General features: G+C 38.2%; 15 protein-coding genes. 11 read left to right on the top strand and 4 right to left on the bottom strand.

Features of this window, described 5'->3' with window-relative positions:
- The first annotated feature begins 43 nt into the window (after positions 1-43).
- The gene (locus IGI66_RS17485; protein ID WP_438849759.1) at positions 44-1,066 is read left to right on the top strand and encodes a DUF916 and DUF3324 domain-containing protein; all 1,023 of its coding nucleotides are present in this window, start codon (positions 44-46) and stop codon (positions 1,064-1,066) included.
- A 126-nt stretch (positions 1,067-1,192) separates the two neighbouring features.
- Positions 1,193-1,480, top strand: a complete 288-nt coding sequence (locus tag IGI66_RS17480) for a hypothetical protein (protein WP_114525858.1) — start codon at positions 1,193-1,195, stop codon at positions 1,478-1,480.
- Positions 1,481-1,670: 190 nt separating this feature from the next.
- Here the strand turns inward: IGI66_RS17480 and IGI66_RS17475 are convergent, their stop codons facing one another.
- Together IGI66_RS17475 and IGI66_RS17470 are read right to left on the bottom strand one after the other, a co-directional pair.
- A complete protein-coding gene (locus IGI66_RS17475) occupies positions 1,671-1,880 on the bottom strand; it encodes a hypothetical protein (RefSeq protein WP_114525859.1) in 210 nt (69 codons plus the stop codon).
- A gap of 90 nt (positions 1,881-1,970) precedes the next feature.
- Complete coding sequence (locus IGI66_RS17470) at positions 1,971-8,726, bottom strand: isopeptide-forming domain-containing fimbrial protein (RefSeq protein WP_438849758.1); 6,756 nt, start codon at positions 8,724-8,726, stop codon at positions 1,971-1,973.
- Between the two features lie 394 nt (positions 8,727-9,120).
- On the opposite strand from IGI66_RS17470, the gene IGI66_RS17465 reads away from it, so the two are divergent.
- Positions 9,121-9,633 (top strand): HdeD family acid-resistance protein, encoded by a 513-nt coding sequence (locus IGI66_RS17465; RefSeq protein WP_316406765.1) that lies wholly within the window; start codon positions 9,121-9,123, stop codon positions 9,631-9,633.
- Positions 9,634-9,653: 20 nt separating this feature from the next.
- On the opposite strand, the gene IGI66_RS17460 is transcribed toward IGI66_RS17465, so the two are convergent.
- Complete coding sequence (locus IGI66_RS17460) at positions 9,654-10,967, bottom strand: GHKL domain-containing protein (protein WP_431380100.1); 1,314 nt, start codon at positions 10,965-10,967, stop codon at positions 9,654-9,656.
- 21 nt (positions 10,968-10,988) lie between these two features.
- Positions 10,989-11,747 carry a LytR/AlgR family response regulator transcription factor gene (locus IGI66_RS17455; RefSeq protein WP_114525862.1) on the bottom strand — a complete coding sequence of 253 codons (759 nt, stop codon included), beginning with the start codon at positions 11,745-11,747 and terminating at the stop codon, positions 10,989-10,991.
- Between the two features lie 308 nt (positions 11,748-12,055).
- Here IGI66_RS17455 and IGI66_RS17450 point away from each other — a divergent pair, with 308 nt between their 5' ends.
- From IGI66_RS17450 to IGI66_RS17415, 8 genes are all read left to right on the top strand, one after another.
- The gene (locus IGI66_RS17450) at positions 12,056-14,227 is read left to right on the top strand and encodes a glucosaminidase domain-containing protein (protein ID WP_438849757.1); all 2,172 of its coding nucleotides are present in this window, start codon (positions 12,056-12,058) and stop codon (positions 14,225-14,227) included.
- An 8-nt stretch (positions 14,228-14,235) separates the two neighbouring features.
- Positions 14,236-14,748: a signal peptidase I gene (gene lepB, locus IGI66_RS17445; RefSeq protein ID WP_438849756.1), complete on the top strand. Its 513-nt coding sequence runs from the start codon at positions 14,236-14,238 to the stop codon at positions 14,746-14,748.
- 13 nt (positions 14,749-14,761) lie between these two features.
- Positions 14,762-15,541 (top strand): hypothetical protein, encoded by a 780-nt coding sequence (locus IGI66_RS17440; protein WP_010778770.1) that lies wholly within the window; start codon positions 14,762-14,764, stop codon positions 15,539-15,541.
- Complete coding sequence (locus tag IGI66_RS17435) at positions 15,542-17,266, top strand: hypothetical protein (protein ID WP_438849755.1); 1,725 nt, start codon at positions 15,542-15,544, stop codon at positions 17,264-17,266.
- 63 nt (positions 17,267-17,329) lie between these two features.
- A complete protein-coding gene (locus IGI66_RS17430; protein ID WP_314575787.1) occupies positions 17,330-18,001 on the top strand; it encodes a helix-turn-helix domain-containing protein in 672 nt (223 codons plus the stop codon).
- 409 nt (positions 18,002-18,410) lie between these two features.
- Positions 18,411-18,770: a hypothetical protein gene (locus tag IGI66_RS17425; RefSeq protein WP_010778767.1), complete on the top strand. Its 360-nt coding sequence runs from the start codon at positions 18,411-18,413 to the stop codon at positions 18,768-18,770.
- A 23-nt stretch (positions 18,771-18,793) separates the two neighbouring features.
- Positions 18,794-19,807, top strand: a complete 1,014-nt coding sequence (locus IGI66_RS17420; RefSeq protein ID WP_316406771.1) for a linear amide C-N hydrolase — start codon at positions 18,794-18,796, stop codon at positions 19,805-19,807.
- A 20-nt stretch (positions 19,808-19,827) separates the two neighbouring features.
- Entirely contained in the window at positions 19,828-20,568 is a 741-nt protein-coding gene (locus IGI66_RS17415) for a tyrosine-protein phosphatase (protein WP_438849754.1), read from the top strand.
- Positions 20,569-20,660 lie beyond the last annotated feature (92 nt).

Below are 20,660 nucleotides of genomic sequence, written 5' to 3'. Positions count from 1 at the left end.
GGTAAAAGAAGCTTTCGCTAATTAAAGGATAGGTTGAGGATAAATGAGAAATAAATGGAGTAAATTTTTCTTTTTGGCAGCGGTCATTCTTGCTGCAATGCTTGTAGGAAGTGCGACAAAAGCAGCTCAGTCGGAAGATGTAGGATTCAACATTCAAATGATACCAGCAACGAATCAAATCGATCGTACACAATCTTATTTTGATTTACGGATGCAGCCAAATCAGAAACAAACAGTGTATGTAAAAATCACGAATACCTCCGCTGAAGAAGCGAATTATGCGATCAACGTAAATCAAGCATATACAAACGATCAAGGCTTTATTGACTATACGACTAACAAAACACCGTCAAAAAAGAAGACGCCTTTTTCGATTGATAAGATTGCGAACTACGACAAAAAAATTTCATTGAAAGGGCAATCCTCTATACAAGTACCCATTACACTTACGATGCCTAAAGAAAAATTTGATGGTCAGATTCTATCCGGTATTCAGGTAACACGCCTAGATGAGGATAAAAGTGGACAAATCAATAATCGTTATGGGTATGTGTTGGGGTTAAAGCTCACAGAGACAGATACTCCTGTCAAACGCGACTTGCAATTGAAAGAAGTGTTTCCAAAAGCAATGTTCGGAAAACCTACGATTGTAGCGAAATTGTCAAATCCGACAATGGATGCGTATGGTCATTTAAAGTATACTGTCGAAATCAAAGATAAACAGACTGCTAAGAAAATTATCCAAAAAACCTATGATAGCGACATGCAAATGGCACCTAATTCGACTTACGATTTTGCAATTGACTACAAGGAAAATGATCGCTTACCTTCAGGACAGTATGTCTTGGATCTGACAATAACAGACGCAAAGAAGAATAAATGGACGTTTAACCGATCATTTGAAGTATCAGATAAGCAAGCGGACAAAGTAAACAGTCTTTCAGTTGGGGAGAACCAAAAAACACCTATATGGATCTACATCATCGGAATTTTGATAGTACTTCTTGTAATTGGTGGAATCATTCTCATAATGAGAAAGAGAAAACAGAAAAAAGGAATAGAGTAAAGGCGAATAGGCCAAAGAGAAAAGCTTCCCGCGGCTTTTCTCCTTGCCTAACAGCCTTTTATTTCTATATCTAGAGAAAGCACGCGTGATTTTACGAGTGTATTGATGATGGAGGCATGAATTAAAATGAAGAGAGTCAATGATTGTATCTTAGATGAATTGCTGGAGATATTGACCCATGTTTCTGAGATTTCTTTATCGCAATTTCGATCCGTTGTATCAGTTACATTGGATGAGCCTCTAGATGCACACCAGGTCTTGATTTTAAACTCAAGGATAAAATTTTCAGACCAAGTTAAGCAATCCTACTCACCAGAAGGAGAAACGATGTATATTAAAATGGCTGAAATGAGAAAAGAAGAGTGTATGAATAGAATGGATAAAACGATGTATCTGAACAAAACGCTTCGATAAAAAAGAAAAATAAATAGTAAAAACGGTCGAATAAGGCACAAGCTAGTTGCTTTGTTCGACCGTTTTTACTGTTACCTAGAGAATAATAAATTTCCCCTTCCACAAATTATGATGCGCTCTCAGATGGAGTAATGAACAAAAAACTCCTCTACGTCGAATAGTAGACGTAGAGGAGGAAACAACCGCTCATTCAATGAATAGTCCCTGATCCTGTTCGTAAAAACAGTGAGGAAAACTCATCATGTGTCAGTATGATGCCGTTTCCGTATGTATCAACTACTTTATAGAATGAATGATCCATTTTTTTCATGTATTTATAAAATTTTCCTTTTTCGATTCGAATGATCCCAGAGTTATTGAAATAGATCCGAGTCATGTTTGATCGTATCATTTTTGGCATAGCACCACCTGAACTTTCCTGTTTTGAAAGAATAAAGAATAGGGGTGGCTAGAAAGAGCCACCCCTATAACTGGATCTAAGCTGTTATGCTTATTTCTTTAGTTTATATCTAGAAATAGAGATCCAAACAGCTGCAACCACAAGGACTAAACCAGCGATGATCACAAGTGGATTTGAAGCTAAATCATTTGTTTGAGGTAGATGTTTCTGTGTTCCACTGTTATCTGGGTCGTAATTGCGTCCTGTTCCATTACCCGGTGTATTCGATCCATTACTTGGAGTCTTAGGTTCCTTAGGTGTGTCTTTTGGAGGCACCACTTTTGGAACTTCTGAATGGATGACGTCTTTTCCGTTACCAAAGACTAAGTCGGCTTGGTTTGGAATCCCACCATTTTTAATGTAAGGAGCTAGCTGTTCATTGGTCACGTCTTTACTGATGACCGTGTTGATGGTCATGGTATAGGTATGACCGGCTAGGTAAGCGAAGCTACCATCTTTTTTGATTGCGTTAAAGACGACTTTGTTGCTTTCGGTTGAAATCTCACCGTTTGAAGTGACATCTTTTCCTTTTTCATCAAATACTTTGATGCTGCTGATGGTAAGCAGCGGATCAATTTTGTCTACGATTTTTGCTTCTTTCCAAGAAGCAGTCGTGTTTCCGAATGTGACATTTACATGCCAGTTAAAGTCTTGATCACGGTTTGTTAAGGTCAACTGTTGCTTGTCTTCAACGTCTTTATGAATATCTGGTACTTCTTCTGGCGGAGTAACCGTCGGAATTTCTGAATGGATGACATCGCCGTCATTGCCGAAGTTCAAATCGGCTTGGTTCGGAATGCCGCCATCTTTGATATAAGGGGCCAATTGTTCATCTGTCACATCTTTACCAATAACTGTGTTGATGGTCATTGTGTAGGTATGACCGGAAAGATAAGTGAAGCTGTCGTCTTTTTTATTGATATCAAAGACGATTTTATTTTTATCGGTTGTAAGCTTGCCATTTTCCGTTACGTCTTTGCCGTTTTCATCCACGACTTTCACCTTGTTGATGGTAAGAAGTGGGTTGATTTGGTCCACGATGCTTGCTTGCTTCCAAGAGGCAGTCGTGTTGCCAAAGGCTGTTTTAACGTGCCAATCAAAGGCTTGATCGCGTTTTGCCAAATCCAAGTGTTGCTTATCTTCTACATCTTTATGGATGTCTGGATCTTCTTTCGGTGGAATAACAGTTGGAACTTCCGAATGGATCACATCACCCTCGTTGCCGAAGTTCAAGTCCGCTTGGTTAGGAATACCGCCGTCTTTGATATAAGGGGCTAATTGTTCATCTGTCACATCTTTACCGATGACCGTATTGATCGTCATGGTATAGGTATGACCGGCAAGATAAGTGAAGCTGTCGTCTTTTTTATGGATATCAAAGACAATCTTGTTTTTATCTGTAGTTATCACACCATTTTTTGCGACATCCTTGCCGTTCTCATCCACAACTTTGACGCTGTTGATGGTAAGAAGTGGGTTGATTTGATCGACGATGCTTGCTTGAGTCCAAGAAGCGGTCGTGTTACCAAATTTTGTATTGACATGCCAATCAAAGGCTTGATCGCGATTAGTCAGATCTACATGTTGCTTGTTTTCCACATCTTTGTGGATATCAGGCACTTCTTTTGGAGGAGTGACTGTAGGAATCTCTGAATGGATCACGTCGCCTTCATTGCCAAAGTTTAGATCGGCTTGATTCGGAATGCCGCCATCTTTGATATAAGGGGCTAATTGTTCGTCTGTCACATCTTTACCGATGATCGTGGTGATCGTCATGGTGTAGGTATGTCCAGCAAGATACGTATAACCATCATCTTTTTTATTGATATCAAAGACGATTTTGTTCTTATCTGTGGTTAATGTCCCATTTTCTGTGACATTTTTACCTGTTTCATCTTTGACTTTCACATTGTTGATCGTAAGTAACGGGTTGATTTGATCGACGATGCTTGCTTGAGTCCAAGAAGCGGTCGTGTTACCAAATTTCGTATTTACGTGCCAATCAAAGGCTTGATCGCGTTTGGCTAAATCAAGATGTTGCTTTTCTTCGATATCTTTATGGATATCTGGATTTTCCTTCGGAGGAATCACTGTTGGTTTTTCAGAATGAATCACATCCCCTTTATTCCCAAAGTTCAAGTCCGCTTGGTTCGGAATACCGCCGTCTTTGATGTAAGGGGCGAGTTGTTCGTCTGTCACATCTTTGCCAATGACCGTGTTGATCGTCATCGTATACGTGTGACCAGCAAGATAGGTAAAGCTGTCGTCTTTTTTGTTGATGTCAAAGACGATTTTGTTTTTATCTGTGGTCAATGTGCCATTTGCTGTGACATCTTTGCCTGTTTCATCTTTGACTTTGACACTGTTGATTGTGAAGACAGTATTGATTTGATCGACGATGCTTGCTTGAGTCCAAGAAGCAGTCGTGTTTCCAAACGCTGCATTCACATGCCAATTAAAGGCTTGATCACGATTTGTTAGGTCTAAGTGTTGTTTGTCCTCAACATCTTTATGGATGTCTGGATTTTCTTTTGGCGGTGTCACTGTTGGAATTTCTGAGTGAATGACATCTCCTTTATTCCCAAAGTTTAAATCTGCTTGGTTAGGGATGCCGCCGTCTTTAATATATGGTGCTAATTGTTCATCTGTCACATCTTTACCGATGACTGTATTGATGGTCATCGTATACGTATGACCGGCAAGATAAGTGAAGCTATCGTCTTTTTTATTGATGCTGAAGACGATTTTATTTTTATCTGTGGTCAACGTGCCGTTTGCTGTGACATCTTTACCTGATTCATCCGCTACTTTTACACTGTTGATTGTAAGAAGTGGGTTGATTTGGTCAACAATGCTTGCTTGAGTCCAAGAAGCAGTCGTATTTCCAAATTTCGTGTTTACGTGCCAATCAAAAGCTTGATCACGTTTTGATAGATCTAAATGTTGCTTGTTTTCAACATCTTTATGAATGTCGGGGGTTTCTTCTGGTGGGATCACATTTGGTTTTTCTGAATGGATCACATCACCCTCGTTACCAAAATTTAAATCTGCTTGGTTAGGAATACCGCCATCTTTGATATAAGGTGCCAACTGTTCATCTGTGACATCTTTACCAATAACAGTGTTGATCGTCATTGTATACGTATGACCAGATAGGTAAGAGAAGCTGTTCTCTTTTTTGTTCAAATTAAAGACAACTTTGTTCTTATCTGTTGTTACTGTACCGTTTGCTGTGACATCTTTGCCTGTTTCATCCGCTACTTTTACGCTGTTGATAGTAAAAACAGGATTGATTTGGTCGACGATGCTTGCTTGTGTCCATGCTGCTGCACTGTCACCAAATTCAGCATTCACGTGCCAGTTGAAGGCCTGGTCACGATTGGTCAATTCCAAATGTTGTTTATCTTCAACATCTTTATGAATAATTGGTTCTGTTGCATTTACGACAACACCTACACGTTCTGGTTCCACGACTTGTGAATTGTCCGCTGTATAGGCAAATGAATTCCACGCTGCACGTGTCTTTTCATCTTTTGATTTGTCCGTTAAATTCTTTGTTAAGTTGTCTGGTGTTTTCATTGAAAAGTTCAATGTGATTGCTGCACCAGAAGTCCATTTTCCATCATCTAGCGTAACGATAAATGAATGGATCTTCGACCAATCAGATACTTGATCGGCTGTTTTCCATTGCGGCAATTGTGCACCGGCTGGATTTTCTAGATGTTGTGTAGTAGAAGGGTAGTCGACTAATTTATCTAGATCATCTCGTTTAGGATTCGTAGCTTCACTGTACTTGATCGTCACTTTTCCATTCCATTCACCAGGAAGTGAGATAGGACCTGTCATAATTGGTGCGAATTTACTATCACGACTGACATTATCTGTAATTCCTAAATCGCCTACAGATGGGAGGACGTCCATCATAGCAAAAGTGCCAATTGAAGAGCCTGTGTTTTTCATGGTTAATTGATAATCAATTTTCCCACCTGGACTAGCATGACCAAATTTAGAGAACGCTTTGTCTTGATCTCCTTTGACTAATTTTGTCGTGTCTACTTTGTTTTCTTTGATCATTCGATATTGATTGGAAGAAAGTACGCGAGGTTCCGTTGTGTTTCCATTCCCATTGATATCGTCCGTATCCGTTTGAAGATACGAGTCTGTCAAAGTAGCAGCACCTGAAGGAACAGAGATTTTCGCATCACCTGAAAATCCGTACGTATCCATTCTTAGTGGAGTGGGAGCTGTTTTATCAATGATCGTATTAAAACCATATTTAAGACTTTGACCACCATACATTTTTGAGTCATTCCAAGTAATTTGGACTAATTGACGTTTTGTTCCATTGTAGTCATTAGAGATAATTTTTATGGTGCCGTTTGTATTTTTTCCATCCGTTGTTGCATCATCCCAACCATTAGCATTTGCTAATCGGTATTCTGGATTCTTTTCATCAATTTTAACTCCTACTGGTAACAGAGCAGTTGATGAAAGTGACTTGTTTAATGGAAGAGGAGAAGCTTTATCCGCTGCAAATGATCCTGAAATACGATTTTTACCAGCATCAACGATTCCATTTTTATCTTTATCAAAACTAATCGCTGATTTAGCGATTGGAGTAGCTGCAGGTGGGGTAGGGACTACCTCTGCTGTCCTTGCGCCTGTTAGTGGTTCTATGCTAGTTGCATCATCTTTGTTTGTCCAGCTTACGGGATTTCCGTTGGTATCAAACCCAGCGAAATCGTAAACAACTGTATTAGTTGTTTTACCAGTAAAACCTTTCTTTACATTAAATGACGGATAAAAACCACAATTCATGCCCGCAGGAGCATTTGTGAAATGAACCCTTATTTTAGAGACATATGTTCCAGTTTTTATTCCGAGATTATTAAGATCTTTCTGCGAAATATTATACTTTCCTTGACTGAATAATTCTGTGTCTTTATAGATTTGTTTTTCTTGCCCACCTACAGTGATAAAAACATCCGCTTTAGGTGCTGTTTTAGTAGTTCCACCGTTTCCTGGATAGTTATTAAACGGTTTGTATTCTACTCCGCCCGAAAAATTCAACTGTGTAAGATTTAAGTTGGGATCGATAGCATAATCAATATCGTATTTTGTGAAATCTTTTGTTGGACTATTTGCATTATTCGGAGCGACATAAAACTTATATGTTAATAAAGCCGTATCATATACAGTCGGATCTGGATTTCCATCGTATCCTGTAGTTAGTACAGTACCTATACCATCTCTTGGTCCATTATGATAGGGTGGAACATTGCTGCCGCTAGGCTCAATCTTACTTGGATCACTAGGACCAGTCATTATTTTTGCTGTGGCACTTGAAGCAACTGGTTTATCACTAATATCGGTACCTTCTGCTGACACTTTGTTTTCAAACGTAGCAAATTCATTAACATCAGCATTAAATTTCGTTTTAAGATTGATTTCTTTGCTGAATAATGATTCTACAGCATTTTTTTGCACTTCATATGTTGGTGCATCAAAAGTCCAAGTAACAGTATTACTGGCTTTATCATATGAACCATTCGCATCATCACTAACATAAGTTATTCCAGAAGGAATAGTATCTTTGATCGTTATTTTTGACCCTTCTTTGAAATAAACCAATCCAGGATTTTTTTGCGATGCATTTACTTTAATATTCCATACCGAAGAATCACCGCCTGTTGGAGGATCTTTCTTCTCTTTCCCATCAGTACCGATTGTTGAAATATAAGCTTTTGAAGCTGATAAGGTAGATTTCGCATTTACAGTAACTGTTGCTTTTGATTCTGCTTTTCCTGAGAATTCAGTAGCGCTAAAGTTTGAAGTTAGCGTAATTGCTGTACCATCAGGGGTGGTTCCGTTCATCGTTTTTAATTTGATGTTCGTTGTGTAGGCTTGACCTGCAGCAATCGAATCAAAAGTATAAACGAGTTGGCCAGTAGCACCATCTCTCGTAGGTGTGACACCTGCGATGGCAAGCTCTGACAAGTCTTGATTCAAATCGTATTCTTTTGGAATATCAACAGTGATTTTTGCATTTGTGTAATTTGTTTGATTCCCAGTGACTTTAAAGTTAAGAGTATAAGTTGCATCTTGACCAGATAAAACTGTTTCAGAGGCAGGAGAAATGTCTAAATCGACGTTTCTGTTTCCGGCTCTGACTTGTGGTCTGTTTCTTTCTTTTTTCGTTGTTGTTTCTGTTGTTTCTTTTTTTGGTTCAGCGCTTGTTTTTTCTGTTATCGCTGGCTGACCATCTTCAGAATCATCACTCCCATCTTGGGCTTCTTCTGAGGATGAATCAGGTGAAGAGGTGGCGTTAGAGAGATTTAACGCTTTTGAACGATACTCTTTTCCATCATTTCGAGTGGATTTTGCGACTAATTTTACATTTTTGAAGTCGTTTTTGTTTGCAGCTTTTAATACAAGTGCAGCGTTTCTATCGGTCGTTTTATTTTTGTCAAACGTAACCTTTAACTCGCGGGAGTTTTGATTGTACTCAACAGAACTTTTACCTTTGTTCTGTACTTGAGTTTCGCTCAGATTAAGTTCAACATCTGCGGGTATTAAAACGTCGATTGTGCTGTCCTCAGTATTGTCGCTGATTAGAGAAATGGTTTGATCTTTGTCTGATAATTCTAGGGCATCTTTGGATGTGGAGTCTTGTTCCCATCGAAGCTCGCTTGTTTCATTATCAGAGAGTGTTTCCGCCAATGCGATCGAACCACTCACTCCTTGACTCAATAGTGTCGCAAAAGTAGTGAGTATCGTAACCCCCTTTTTCCAATTCATTTTTAACATCCTTGTTCCTCCTTAGTTGATTTTGTTTCGATGTTCTATGGATAATTCGTAATTAACCTCCTTTCTACTCGTAAATAGTACGTCATTCTTTCAAAAACTAAATATCCAATAAACCGTTTTCTTTTCCGGTTTCATATTTTGTGTCATTTTTGCACTCATTTAAAAAGCGACTTTTAAAAGTCTTTGGAGGATGAAAAGGGTTTATGCCTCAATCTCTTTTCTTTTATTGTTGCTACATTAAAGTAAGTAGATGTTCTGAAGGGATCTTGGAGTTAGGAAGGGGGCAAAACTGTTTAAAGAAACAAAGTTAAGCATCGAATTGCAAGGGAATTTAATAGAAAACAAGAGGTCTCTATTTCAGAATATCTACTAGTTTGAAAAATGAGGTGTGAACATGAAAACATTTAAGTTGAGTTATTTTGTAATGGGAATAGTAGCCATTTTCGTCGCTTTGTTAGCCTTTAGGAATCCAGAGTTGAATCTCATTGCGGTTGTGTGGATGTTTGCTTTAATGGCGATCGTCAAAGGTATTTTTGAATTGTTCTTTAGAAGGAAAACGAAGGAATTCGATGGAAATAAGCATACCTGGATTTTCATTTTGGGTATCGTTGATCTTTTATTGGGTATTTTTTTAGTGATAAATATTGGTGCAGGGATTTTGGCATTGCCTTATGTCTTTGCCTTTTGGTTTATTTTTGACTCTTTGATGGAATTGATGATCTCTAGCTCTTTCGCAGGCACAACGTATTATTGGTTACATCTTGTTTTAAATATTCTGGGTATAATGATTGGCTTCTTTTTACTATTTCATCCAATCATAGCCGCCTTGAGCCTTTCTTATTTAGTAGGAATTTATTTTATGATCAGCGGCATTTTATCAATTGTTTATTCATTTCAAAATCAATAACAAAAAAATAGAGAACCCAACTATGATGTGGGTTCTCTATTTTTAATATAGTCAACGATCAGTTCTGCGAAAAAGGCTTTTTTTGTTTGCCGAAGGTACAAGTGCAAATGGGAATCATCTGAAGTGATTCGTTTTAGATAATTCAATCCGATCCCCTTATGGCCCTCTTTTGTAGAGTAGCCTTTTTTCAAGATTTGTTCGATTTCGATTTTTTTCTCGATCGGATTTGTGATAATGATGGATAGTTGACCTTCGCCAGAATCTTTCATGACAATGGTTAGCCTATGGAGATGTGGAGGCAAGATCACGGTATTTTCATAGGCATTGTTCAATAAAATTGACAATCCGCGAACGAGGTCAATGACCTCGACCTGCAATGTGATTGGAACGGGGACGAGAGTCACTTCAGCAGAAATACCATTTTCTTCGCAGTCTTTTAAAAAATTCAAAACAAGTCCTTGAAGAGGGACGTTGTTTAAACGGTTGATACCCGCATAAGAGTTGGTTTGAAAAATTTCCTTAGAATCAACGATGACCTGACTAAGCAATCGCTTTGCATCATCAATCGCATTTTCTTTCAAGCAACTATTTAAAGAGATCAATAGAGCTTTGAAATCATGCTGGAATTCGGAAGTCAGTTCATTTTTGCTGACTTCTACAGAGTAGATTTCTGTTAGTGTTCTTAACTCGTTTAATTTTTTTTGATTTTCGATTGAATTATGAACGACGAGTGCCAGAAGCAGACAAACACTACCTAAGATAAAAGCGGTATACATTCCGAAAAGCCAATTTTGAGTCCAAGCAAAATGTCCGTGAATGACGGCTAAAGATAAAATAATGAATAGAATCACGATTGAAAGCAATCGATTCTTTTTCGGACGCTCATATAAAAAATTCCAAAAATGCGTTCTGTCATTCATTTTTTTTAGAAACCAATAAACCACAAGAATGAGTGTGTTTTGTGAAAGGAACAAGAGGAGGATCACGAGCGGTTGATTCACATTTTTAAAAAAAGCATCAGTTAGCATTCGCGGTAAATCAAAGGTAATGATCCAAACGACCATCGTTAAACATAACTGGATGGTAAAAAAAAGAGCGGGCAAAAGCCAGTTGTTGACTCTCCGCACCATCATGACAAATTGAATAACCATAAAAGGGTAAAGAAAATCGTTGATGAAAAGGACATGGTTCGTTACGCCAATTAAGTAACAGATGAGAAGAATTCCAGCTAAAATAATCGTGTTTCTTCTATTAAATAGTTTGATTCTCTGCCAAATAATCAAACTGACCAACAAGTTGCAAGACAATAAGCCCGCTTGAAAATAGGGTGCCAACTGCATCAACTCCAAATCGTATTATCGATAGCCTGCTTGCACAAGAGCTTTCTTTAGTTTATCGATCGATTTTACACCTAGCTCTAAGACCTCTCCATTAATGAATCCGACATATTGTTCGTCTCTGCTCCATTCTGTAAGAGCATTCATGTTCAAAACATACGCACGAAGCTCTTTAAAGAAGAAAGGTTGCTTAAGAGTAGTTTTAAATTTCTTCAAGGTTCCGTCAACGATAAGTTCTTCTTCCATCGTACAGACCAAAACAGAATGTTTATAGCCATTCATACTTTTTAAATACATAACTTCTTTAGCGGGGACTAAGATTTCTCTCTTTTGAACAGAAAAAGTAAGAAAATCAGAAGATTGTTCACGCGTCATTTGTTGATGAAATATCGTCGTTAATGCATCAGCAATAGCTGTCTCAAACCGTATATCATCGAGCTCTTTTACAATATAAGACCAAGGATGGATGTTTTCATTGATGACAGAGATCGCCTTGTCGTGAAAATTTGTCAGATAGACAACATAACACTCAGAATTGACCGCTCGAATCGTTTTTCCAAGATCGATACCGGTAAAGTGGGTATTTAAATCGATATCTAAGATAAAGATACTGTTATCTGCAATCTCCATAAGAGGGAGCTCGTCATAAAACTTCTCTGGATAATCAATCACGATTGGTTCCAGATCAAACTGAGCATTACTTAAATCTAGATGTTCAACGATTTTTCTTACTTTTTTTTCAATGACAAAATTGTCGTCAACGATATAAATATTCACGTAAATAACCCCTAACCTACCTTGAGTGAGTGCCCATAATTTAAGTATTTGTTTGAATTCACCGACTGAAGAGTCATTTCTTCTTATTTAGATAATATCGAGCCCGTTTCGCAATAGCAAATATAATAAACTAATTTCATTTATTTAAGTGAATGTAAGGGGGATTCTCCTTAAGATTCATAAAAAGACTCCGCGTCTTTGAAAACGGTTTACGAGAGGTGTGTGGAATAAATCTGGCGATTATCATGGTTAAAGCAATAGTGTGTCTAATTCATTAGCAGGCACAACAATAATCAGGGGGAATAGAAATGAAAAAAAAGGTCATTGGCGCAGGTGTCTTAGCAGCCAGCTTGATTGCAATTCATAGTATCCATGGTGAGACACTTTTTGCCAGCAATCAGGTCAATCACACAGGAGAACCCTCTAGTGGGCAGCCGGTAAGGTCAGAGACAGCCACTAGTATCGACACTATCACTAAGAATGAACCAGCGACTTCTGCATCTAGGATGGATACGAATATAACAGATGAAACTGTCCCAACTTCTACGTCAGAGAGTGATGATCCAGGATCGACAAGTACCGAAAGTTCAAGTACTGATGATACTTCTAGCACGTCAGAAAGCAGTACACAAGAATCTTCCGAAAGCTCAAGTAGTAGTCAGGACTCCTCAAGTACTGAGAGTAGTACGTCAGAATCGTCCAGCTCATCTAGTAGTCAAAGTTCTTCAAGTTCAACGAGTTCTAGTGAGAGTAAGGAGTCCTCATCTAGCTCCGAGAAGAACACCACTAGTGAATCATCTTCAGAAAAGACCCAACCCTCTAGCGAAGGAAGTTCTGAAAGTACAACTGGGACAACGGAACAACCTTCAGCTAAAGATAATGGCACACATCCGTCGATCCAGATACCAAATCAAACATCTGTGCCAGAAGCAAATGCCTCGTCTTCTTTATTTGGCAATACTATTGAAGGCGGTGTGTTAGATTCTGACGCTGTGATACTAGACGATTCCTTGCGCGTTAGTGAAATGTCTGAGTCGAATCTAAAGGGATTTGAATTACCATTGCTGTCTACTTTCAGCAGTAAAGAACGTGCAATAGTCGTCTACGAAGGCATCAAACAAGTAGGGAAATCAGAGGTGAAGGTCACATCTGATAGTCAGAACGAACAAGAAAATAACTATTCATTGACGAATGCGAGTCAATTGATGAACTATCTGTCGATTCAACTATTTGGTAAGAATTTTGATCAACTAGCACAGACAGAAGGAAGTTTTGAGACGAAAGAAGCAGGGGATTTGCTCTATAAAGACAATTCTTTGATGGGTATTTATATAGGAAGCAATCGCTATTTAGCTGTGGATAAAGACAAAGAAACGAAGAAGGATTCCGAAAATAAAATCGTTCAAATAAAGGTCTTGGATAGTAAAAATAGAAATCTTAACGTACGGAAAATTGCTTTTCCTGCTCTTACAGAATATGGCAAAAAGCAAGAAAAAAATTATCCAGCGAATATGGACTATAAAGCAAATCCGCAAACCCAATCTTTTATTCAAAAGATTGCTGACAATGCGCAAAGTCTTGGAAATAAATATGACGTATTTGCTTCCGTAATGATTGCACAAGCGATATTGGAGAGTGGGTCTGGCACTAGTGGATTGTCTCAAGCGCCATACCACAATTTGTTCGGTGTTAAAGGAACTTACAAGGGTAACTCCGTGAACTTCTCCACCGAAGAAGATCGTGGGAACGGTCAAAATTATACGATTCAGGCTTCCTTTAGAAGTTATTCAAGCTATGGTGATTCGCTTGGGGATTATGTGACACTGATTCGAGGTGGCATTCAAGGGAATAATAAGTACTACGAAGGCTCTTGGCGATCAAAAGCAAAGAACTATTTGAAAGCAGCAGATAATTTAACTGGCAAGTACGCGACGGACACTTCCTACAATCGAAAAATCAGTTCGTTGATTGCGGCGTATCACTTAACCAAATATGATGCAAAACAAGTGTCAAAAACGCCGCTTTCTACTGGAACAACGAGTGCGATACTCGTAGGGAGAGACAAGATTCCAACTGAATACAAAGAACGAATGAACTACCCAGATTATGATGGGAAGAATTATAACATTTCAGGCTCCTACCCCGTCGGCCAATGTACTTGGTACGCGTATAATCGGATGGCACAGCTGGGAAAAACGGTTGACGATTTTATGGGAAATGGCGGTCAATGGGGGAGTAAAGCTCGTGCTTTGGGATACAATGTATCAAGCGAACCCAAGGCCGGTTATCTTGTTTCTTTCACACCAGGGTCCGCAGGTTCTGACCCAAGCTATGGGCATGTGGCATTTGTAGAAGCAGTGGGAAGTGAGGGAATTTTAATCTCCGAGTGCAACGTCGTTGGCGGAACAGCCATTTCTTATCGTGTTATCAATAATGATCTCGCACGCTCTAGCTTAGTTACGTATCTTTCACCGAAATAGAGGGAAAAATGAAGAAAGACAGAAAAATCAAAACATACGTTTTTATCGGATTATTTTTCTTATGCCTGATAGAGATCATAGTATTTTACAAAATCCATCAGGTTAACGGAACGTCCATGGCACCGACTTTGAACAACGGCGACTCAGTCATTGTAAAAAAACATACACATATCACAAGGTATGAAATGATTGCTTTTTCTATTCCGAAAGAAAAAGGGATGTTGGTCAAACGGGTGATTGGCATGCCTGGGGATGCTGTCATTATTCAGCAAAATGAATTGATTTTGAATATCGGCGATCGGGCGGCGTTCAATAATACCTACCGCATTCACTTAGAAGAATATCAAGCGCAACAACTTCAGCATATAAAACGAATCCCCGAAAATCAGTATTTTGTGTTGGGAGATCATATAGATGTATCAAAGGATAGTCGAGAATTCGGATTCGTCCAAAAAAAGTCAATAGAGGGAATTGTGATTGACCGGATATGGCCGCTGAATTCTTTCGGACGAGTAAATTAGGGGAGCGTACGGAATGATAATACTTGAAATAGTGACGATACTTTTTGTAGTAACGACCATCGGATTGATGGGGTTTCGAGTTTTTATAAATTATAAATTGGCACTTATACGAAAGGAACCAAACCAATCGACGACCTTTCTTAAAAAGGTTGATTATATAAGTAAAATTGAGCAACGCAGGCATATCAACTATTTATTAGTCGCTTGTTTAGCTTTGGCGATCTGCTTATTGATTTTAGTGGGGACGACGATTTCCTTACAAGCAAATCTGAATCATACAAAGCAACACGAAGCCCAAATGAACGATCAGATTACGTTATTAGAGCAACAGCAAGAGCAATTAGTTAAAAATGTGCCACTGAAAAATTATCCTGAGCAGGGTGTAGGATTGAACGTTTACAACTGGAAAAAGCTCTTCTCTTCAGAGGAAAGAAATTCAGATTTGCAAGCAAAGATCGAATCGGACATTTCTCAAAAAGTGGTGCAATATTTTGGCCTTTCGACAGTCGTGATTTCATTGGATGTGCCAAGCAAGACTCTTTCAATCAATTTAATCGGAAAAACAGACAATGCGGCAAGTAAAGAGACGATCAAAGAAAACGTAGCTGCTTTTGTCAAAGAAGCCAGCGACGTTCCAGGATTGTCACAAATCCATGTGCAACTGACGACAGCGGTTGGTAAAACAAAAAAAGTTGTCTACAACGCGGATTATAGCCGAGAAAAAGATACAAATGATTTTAAGAAAATCAATGATCGTGAACAAGATGTCGAAAAAAAAGGAGGGAAAGGGTAAATGGCCGCAGATAAGAAGGGGAATAAATGGTTCTCTGTTAATTCGTTAAAAGAATTTATTGACGATGTGCCAGAAGACAAACTTTCAATAGATGAGAGTGAAGAAGAAATAAATAAGATCCAAAAACAGTTGGCGCAAAAAGAAGTTGAAATTCAAACATTGAAACAGTCTTTGAAGAGCTTAGAAACTAATAATCATGCACTGCTTCAAAAGGAACAAGAACAGTTAAAGACGATCGAACAATTAAAACAGCGACAAGAAGAGCTCCCAAAAGAGCAATTGATGCAGCTCCAAGCGACACTTGAAGAAACGACCAAAGAAAAGGAAACGTTGGTTGAAAAAGGAGCTGAGCAACAAGCTCAAATCAAAGCCCTCAAGCAAGAGATTAGTGAGCGGAAAAGCCAGTTAGAAGAATTGCAACACGTAAATGAAGAATTCGAGGACTTAAAAGAAGCGAAGCAACAAGACATAGAACGCCTCGAGACCGAGAAGGCTCAATTAGTCGATGATTTGGCGAAAGCACAAGAAAAACAAGTGCTTGAAGCCAATCAGCAATCAGAGAAAATTCAGAAACTAAAAACTGAAAATGAACAATTGAAAAAAGAACTAGCGGGCCATCAACCAAAAGCACTTCAGCAGGAGACCGAAAAAATCCAAATAGAACTAGACGAGGTCAATCAGCAAAAAGAAGAATTGCTCGTTCGAATGGCTGAGCAAGAGGCAATCAATCAAAATCAGAAACAACAATTAGAGGCTGAGCAATCGCGTGTACAAACCTTGATTCAGCAGCTTAAAGAAGAAAAAGCACTTGTAGAAACTGGTCATGCTGAAATCGTTGAGCGAAATGAAAGAATCCAAGAACTAAAACAAGACCAGGAAACTGCGAAAATTCGCTTGGATGAATTTGCTTCTTCTACAGAGTACCAAGCAATAAAAATAGAACAGTTGACTAACGAAATTGAGAAAACAAAAAAAGACTTATATCAAAAGGAGAATGAACTAAAAGAGCAGGAAGCCGTTAATTTAGATCTAGCAAATCTCACAAAAGATTTGGAAAAGAAATTGGAACCGATGCAGCATCTAAACAATCAATTGGAGGAATTAAAAATGGCAGTAGCAAATGAAGAAACGTTAAACAAACAAGTAACAACGGAAAAAGAGACATTAGACAAAAAAATGATTGAACAAGAAAAACAACTTCAGCAACTAAGCGAGTTATTAGAAGAAAAGGAAGCGTTAAACAGCGCGCTTTTTGATGCACACGAGAAAATTTCAAAATTAGAAGAAAAACAACAGTATGCCAACGCGTTAGTGTCAGAAAGAGACAGTTTAAAAGAAGCACTAGAAAAATTAAAAACTGAAAAAACGCCTGAAACGAGTGAAGAATTGACCCAAGCGAAACAGCATATCATTGAATTAGTAGAGAAAAACGATACTTTAAAAAAAGAAGTGATCCAATCCCAACAAGAGATCGGGGAAGTATTGATTTCAGCTAAAAAACAGGCCAATCGCACGATCGAAGAAGCTCAGATAGAAGCCAAACATATGATCAATTCCGCGGAATTGGAATTGGAAAATATCGGTAATCGAGCAAAAAAAATCTTGATCGAAGTATTAGAATCGAAGGAAAATGTGTTGACCATGTATGAGGAGCTCCAATTTAAAGTGAGTCAGCTCTCAAAGGGTGTTCTTTTTCAAGAAACCGCTTCTCAAGAACAAGAATAAGATGATCATATCCCATTCAACAGCTTCCTGATGAATGGGATTTTTTTAAAGGAGAGAAAATGAATGATTTTAGTGTTAACTAGAAACGTAAATAAAGAACAATACATTAAGACATTACTTGAAACACTGGGCTATGATGTTTTTTGTTCGGTTCAATTACTAGACGCCTTGCTATCTAATAAGAAAGAAATGGACCTATTCGACTATTTTCCTGTTGTCGTGATCAGTGAAACCATTTTTGAAAGCGAATTTGAACAAGCGAAATCACTCTTATGTGAGAAGGGGCATATCGTTGTTAGAAAAACAAATTCGGTAACCGGCTTACAGGAAAGTAAAGTGGATGGTGTCTGCGAGATTCCTCTGGCAATCGGGCTTGAAGAGCTACGAGATACTTTGGATGAAATGAAAGCAAAAGAGAGCTACGAGAAGAAATCCGTTCGGGAATCAATGGTTTCATTAAGTATGCTTGAGAAAAAAATAGTGAAGCAATTATATACTGCATTTCCAGATAAAGTATCTAGAGATCAATTGATCCAACAGCTGTGGGGAGATGATGATACAACGAAATCAAGACTTTCCAGTCTGTCTAATTGTGTCCACAGCATTAATCAGAAAATGAGGGCTATCCAACCTTCAAATGAAGAAAAAGCAGTGAAAACCCTTTGGAGAAAAGGATATTTCTTAGATGATGAGGTTTACTCATCAATAGAAGAAGAACGGTTGATCATTTTGTGACTCATTCCTATAAGCAAAGTCGTATTCCGATAAATGGAAAGCGACTTTTTGGTATGTAAAACGGTTCATACCGCATTTCAACAATCAGAAACGTTCATATAATATGACAAGATTTCAGTGTCGAAGAGGAGTGAAACGGTGTATTTTATTCTGATGTTTTTAGCAGTAATCCCAGCAGGTTCACTTATTTACATGCTTGTTTTCGCTGTGCAAATCGAGTACCGAGATTGGAAAGATAAGAAATGAGGGCAGCGAAAACGGTTTTAAAGAAGCGCTTTTAAGGGCAAATTTCACTAACATTAATCATGAGGGACCTGCCACATCCTAATTCACAGTATGTACGCACATCCACTTACACAGAGTTCTATGCAGGTTCCTCATTTGCTATTAAAAAGTAGGAGAAGTAATTATGACTATCGAAGAGCGAAGAGCCTTGCAGAGGCGATTGAAACGAATGACACAAAATCCAAATTGGCTTACCGATCCCTTTACACGATCTAAAGTATATCACTTAAGAAGAAAGTTATACCCAAATCAATTTCCAGAAAAAAATATTCCTCTCTCTTTCTTACCGGAGAAGAAGATTTACTCTCTGCCTAGAAGAGTATCCGTCGTGGTGACATATCCTGATGGTACTCAGAGAATGTACGACACTCAGAACGAAGCGATCGAGCATGAAGATATTCCGATGTATCACTTAAAAAAATATTCAAAATTGAATTGTAAAGATTCGCAAGGAAGGTTTTTTCGACGAATTTTGCATTTTTGATTTAAGAAAGAAGGACAAGCATTATGTGTACAAATATGACAATTACGTCAAAAGAGGGAAGTCTTTTTTTTGGAAGAACCATGGATTTGAATCAAAAAATGTTTCATACGGATGAAGATTCAGTAAAAATCATGAACATACCGGGAGGTGCAGTAATCAATAGTCGGTATCATTCTTGGACAAGTAAGTATGCTGTTTTAGGCGTAGGTATCGCAGGTACAGCAGTTTTGTTTGACGGCGTCAACGAACACGGACTGACAGGCGATTGTCAGATTTTGATGGAAGCTACTTGGGAAAATGAAAGTAAGATTTTACAAGATGGGAAAACGGCTCTTTATGGGGAAGAATTCGTTACCTATATATTAACCAACTTTAAAACAGTTGATGCGATTCGGGCACATTATGAAATGTTTACTCTGATCGATGAACCTTATGTATTTAGAAAAGAAACCTTTCAGTTTCCATTACATTTTTGTTTTATTGATGAAACTGGTGTCGGAATAGTGTTGGAGCCTGTCGTCAACGGTGGGTTTAAACTTTATGAATATATCGATGTCATGACGAATAGTCCTGAATATGCGTATCATACCACGAATATTCGTCATTATTTAGGTCTTCAAAATATTGATGCTAAGCCTAGAACGATTAATCATTCTATCGCATTAACCCCTATTGAAAATGGAACAGGCTATGGTCTAATTGGGATGCCAGGAGATTATACGTCGCCTTCTCGTTTTATTCGCGGTTTCTATTTAAAAAATATGATTGAAGAATTTTCAGAGAGAGACGGAATCAATGCACTTTATGCATTGTTCAGGGCCTTTATTATACCAAAAGGATTAGAATTAAATTCTCCCGAAGATATTTCTGGTGATTATACCCAGTATTGGTCCGGATATGATCTGAAAAATAGAACACTGTACGTTCAAACAGGCGAAGGGCTTACTTTTACTGCTAAGCAAATGCAAACCAATGCTACAGAAATCACCTATAATGATATTCGATTTGATAATCTGGTTTATACGATCAACGAATAAAAAGGGAAGGAGAGCTTCTATTGCTTACGAATTTTCGAGACATCGGTGACGTGTCAGTAAAAAATGGTCGTTTAAAAGAAGGCTATTTTTATCGAAGTGGTCAATTAGTAGATTTGGACCAATCGGATAGTTACTATCTAATGAATACGTGTAAAATAAGTAAAATCTATGATTTTAGAAGTCCGAAGGAAAGGAAAGAGGCACCCGATAAGAAGCTTGGAAAAGTTTCCTATGAGAGTATTGATTTACTGGAATCGACAAATAAAAAAGACAGTGTATCCCTGCAAGCGATGTTAGAAAACGCCAACAACATTGAAGCGGCAATGCTCACGACCTACGAGGACCTAGTAAAAAGTGATTCCGCTTCAATCGGATACCGTCAATTTTTAGAAGATATATTAGCTAGAAATTCTCCTTGTATCTTTCATTGTTTTGCTGGGAAAGTCCGCACGGGCGTTGCAGCCGCATTGATTTTAAAAATCGCTGGGGCATCTAATCAGGATATTTTAGCGGATTATTTGCAAACGAATCAGTCAAGAAAAAAGGCAAATGAAATCCTCTTGTCTCCATACAAAGACCAAATAGATAAAAAAACATATCATGCCCTTCAAACCGCATTATCTGTGAAGAAGGAGTATTTGATACATGCGGCAGATCAAATTAAGGAACATTATGGTTGTTTCGACTCTTATTTGGAGCGTGGTCTAGGATTGGACAGAGACTTTCAGCACCGCTTTAGAAAGCAATTTGTGGAAATATAATTAGTATCGATTGAAAAGCCACCTGTATCTATATGGTATAGGTGGCTATTTGTTTGAATAAATACAAACAGGAAAACCCATTTATTTTTAGG

Origin of the sequence: Enterococcus sp. AZ048 (genome assembly GCF_051715125.1) — a bacterium.
GTDB lineage: Bacteria > Bacillota > Bacilli > Lactobacillales > Enterococcaceae > Enterococcus_A > Enterococcus_A gilvus.
Note: the sequence above shows the minus strand (reverse complement) of the source record. Positions and strands in the feature narration are given on the sequence as shown.

Excerpts from the sequence above, each read along its gene's own strand:
- IGI66_RS17485 (WP_438849759.1), top strand. The coding sequence starts at position 44 with ATGAGAAATAAATGGAGTAAATTTTTCTTTTTGGCAGCGGTCATTCTT.
- IGI66_RS17480 (WP_114525858.1), top strand. The coding sequence starts at position 1,193 with ATGAAGAGAGTCAATGATTGTATCTTAGATGAATTGCTGGAGATATTG.
- IGI66_RS17475 (WP_114525859.1), bottom strand. The coding sequence starts at position 1,880 with ATGCCAAAAATGATACGATCAAACATGACTCGGATCTATTTCAATAAC.
- IGI66_RS17470 (WP_438849758.1), bottom strand. The coding sequence starts at position 8,726 with ATGTTAAAAATGAATTGGAAAAAGGGGGTTACGATACTCACTACTTTT.
- IGI66_RS17465 (WP_316406765.1), top strand. The coding sequence starts at position 9,121 with ATGAAAACATTTAAGTTGAGTTATTTTGTAATGGGAATAGTAGCCATT.
- IGI66_RS17450 (WP_438849757.1), top strand. The coding sequence starts at position 12,056 with ATGAAAAAAAAGGTCATTGGCGCAGGTGTCTTAGCAGCCAGCTTGATT.
- lepB (WP_438849756.1), top strand. The coding sequence starts at position 14,236 with ATGAAGAAAGACAGAAAAATCAAAACATACGTTTTTATCGGATTATTT.
- IGI66_RS17440 (WP_010778770.1), top strand. The coding sequence starts at position 14,762 with ATGATAATACTTGAAATAGTGACGATACTTTTTGTAGTAACGACCATC.
- IGI66_RS17435 (WP_438849755.1), top strand. The coding sequence starts at position 15,542 with ATGGCCGCAGATAAGAAGGGGAATAAATGGTTCTCTGTTAATTCGTTA.
- IGI66_RS17430 (WP_314575787.1), top strand. The coding sequence starts at position 17,330 with ATGATTTTAGTGTTAACTAGAAACGTAAATAAAGAACAATACATTAAG.
- IGI66_RS17425 (WP_010778767.1), top strand. The coding sequence starts at position 18,411 with ATGACTATCGAAGAGCGAAGAGCCTTGCAGAGGCGATTGAAACGAATG.
- IGI66_RS17420 (WP_316406771.1), top strand. The coding sequence starts at position 18,794 with ATGTGTACAAATATGACAATTACGTCAAAAGAGGGAAGTCTTTTTTTT.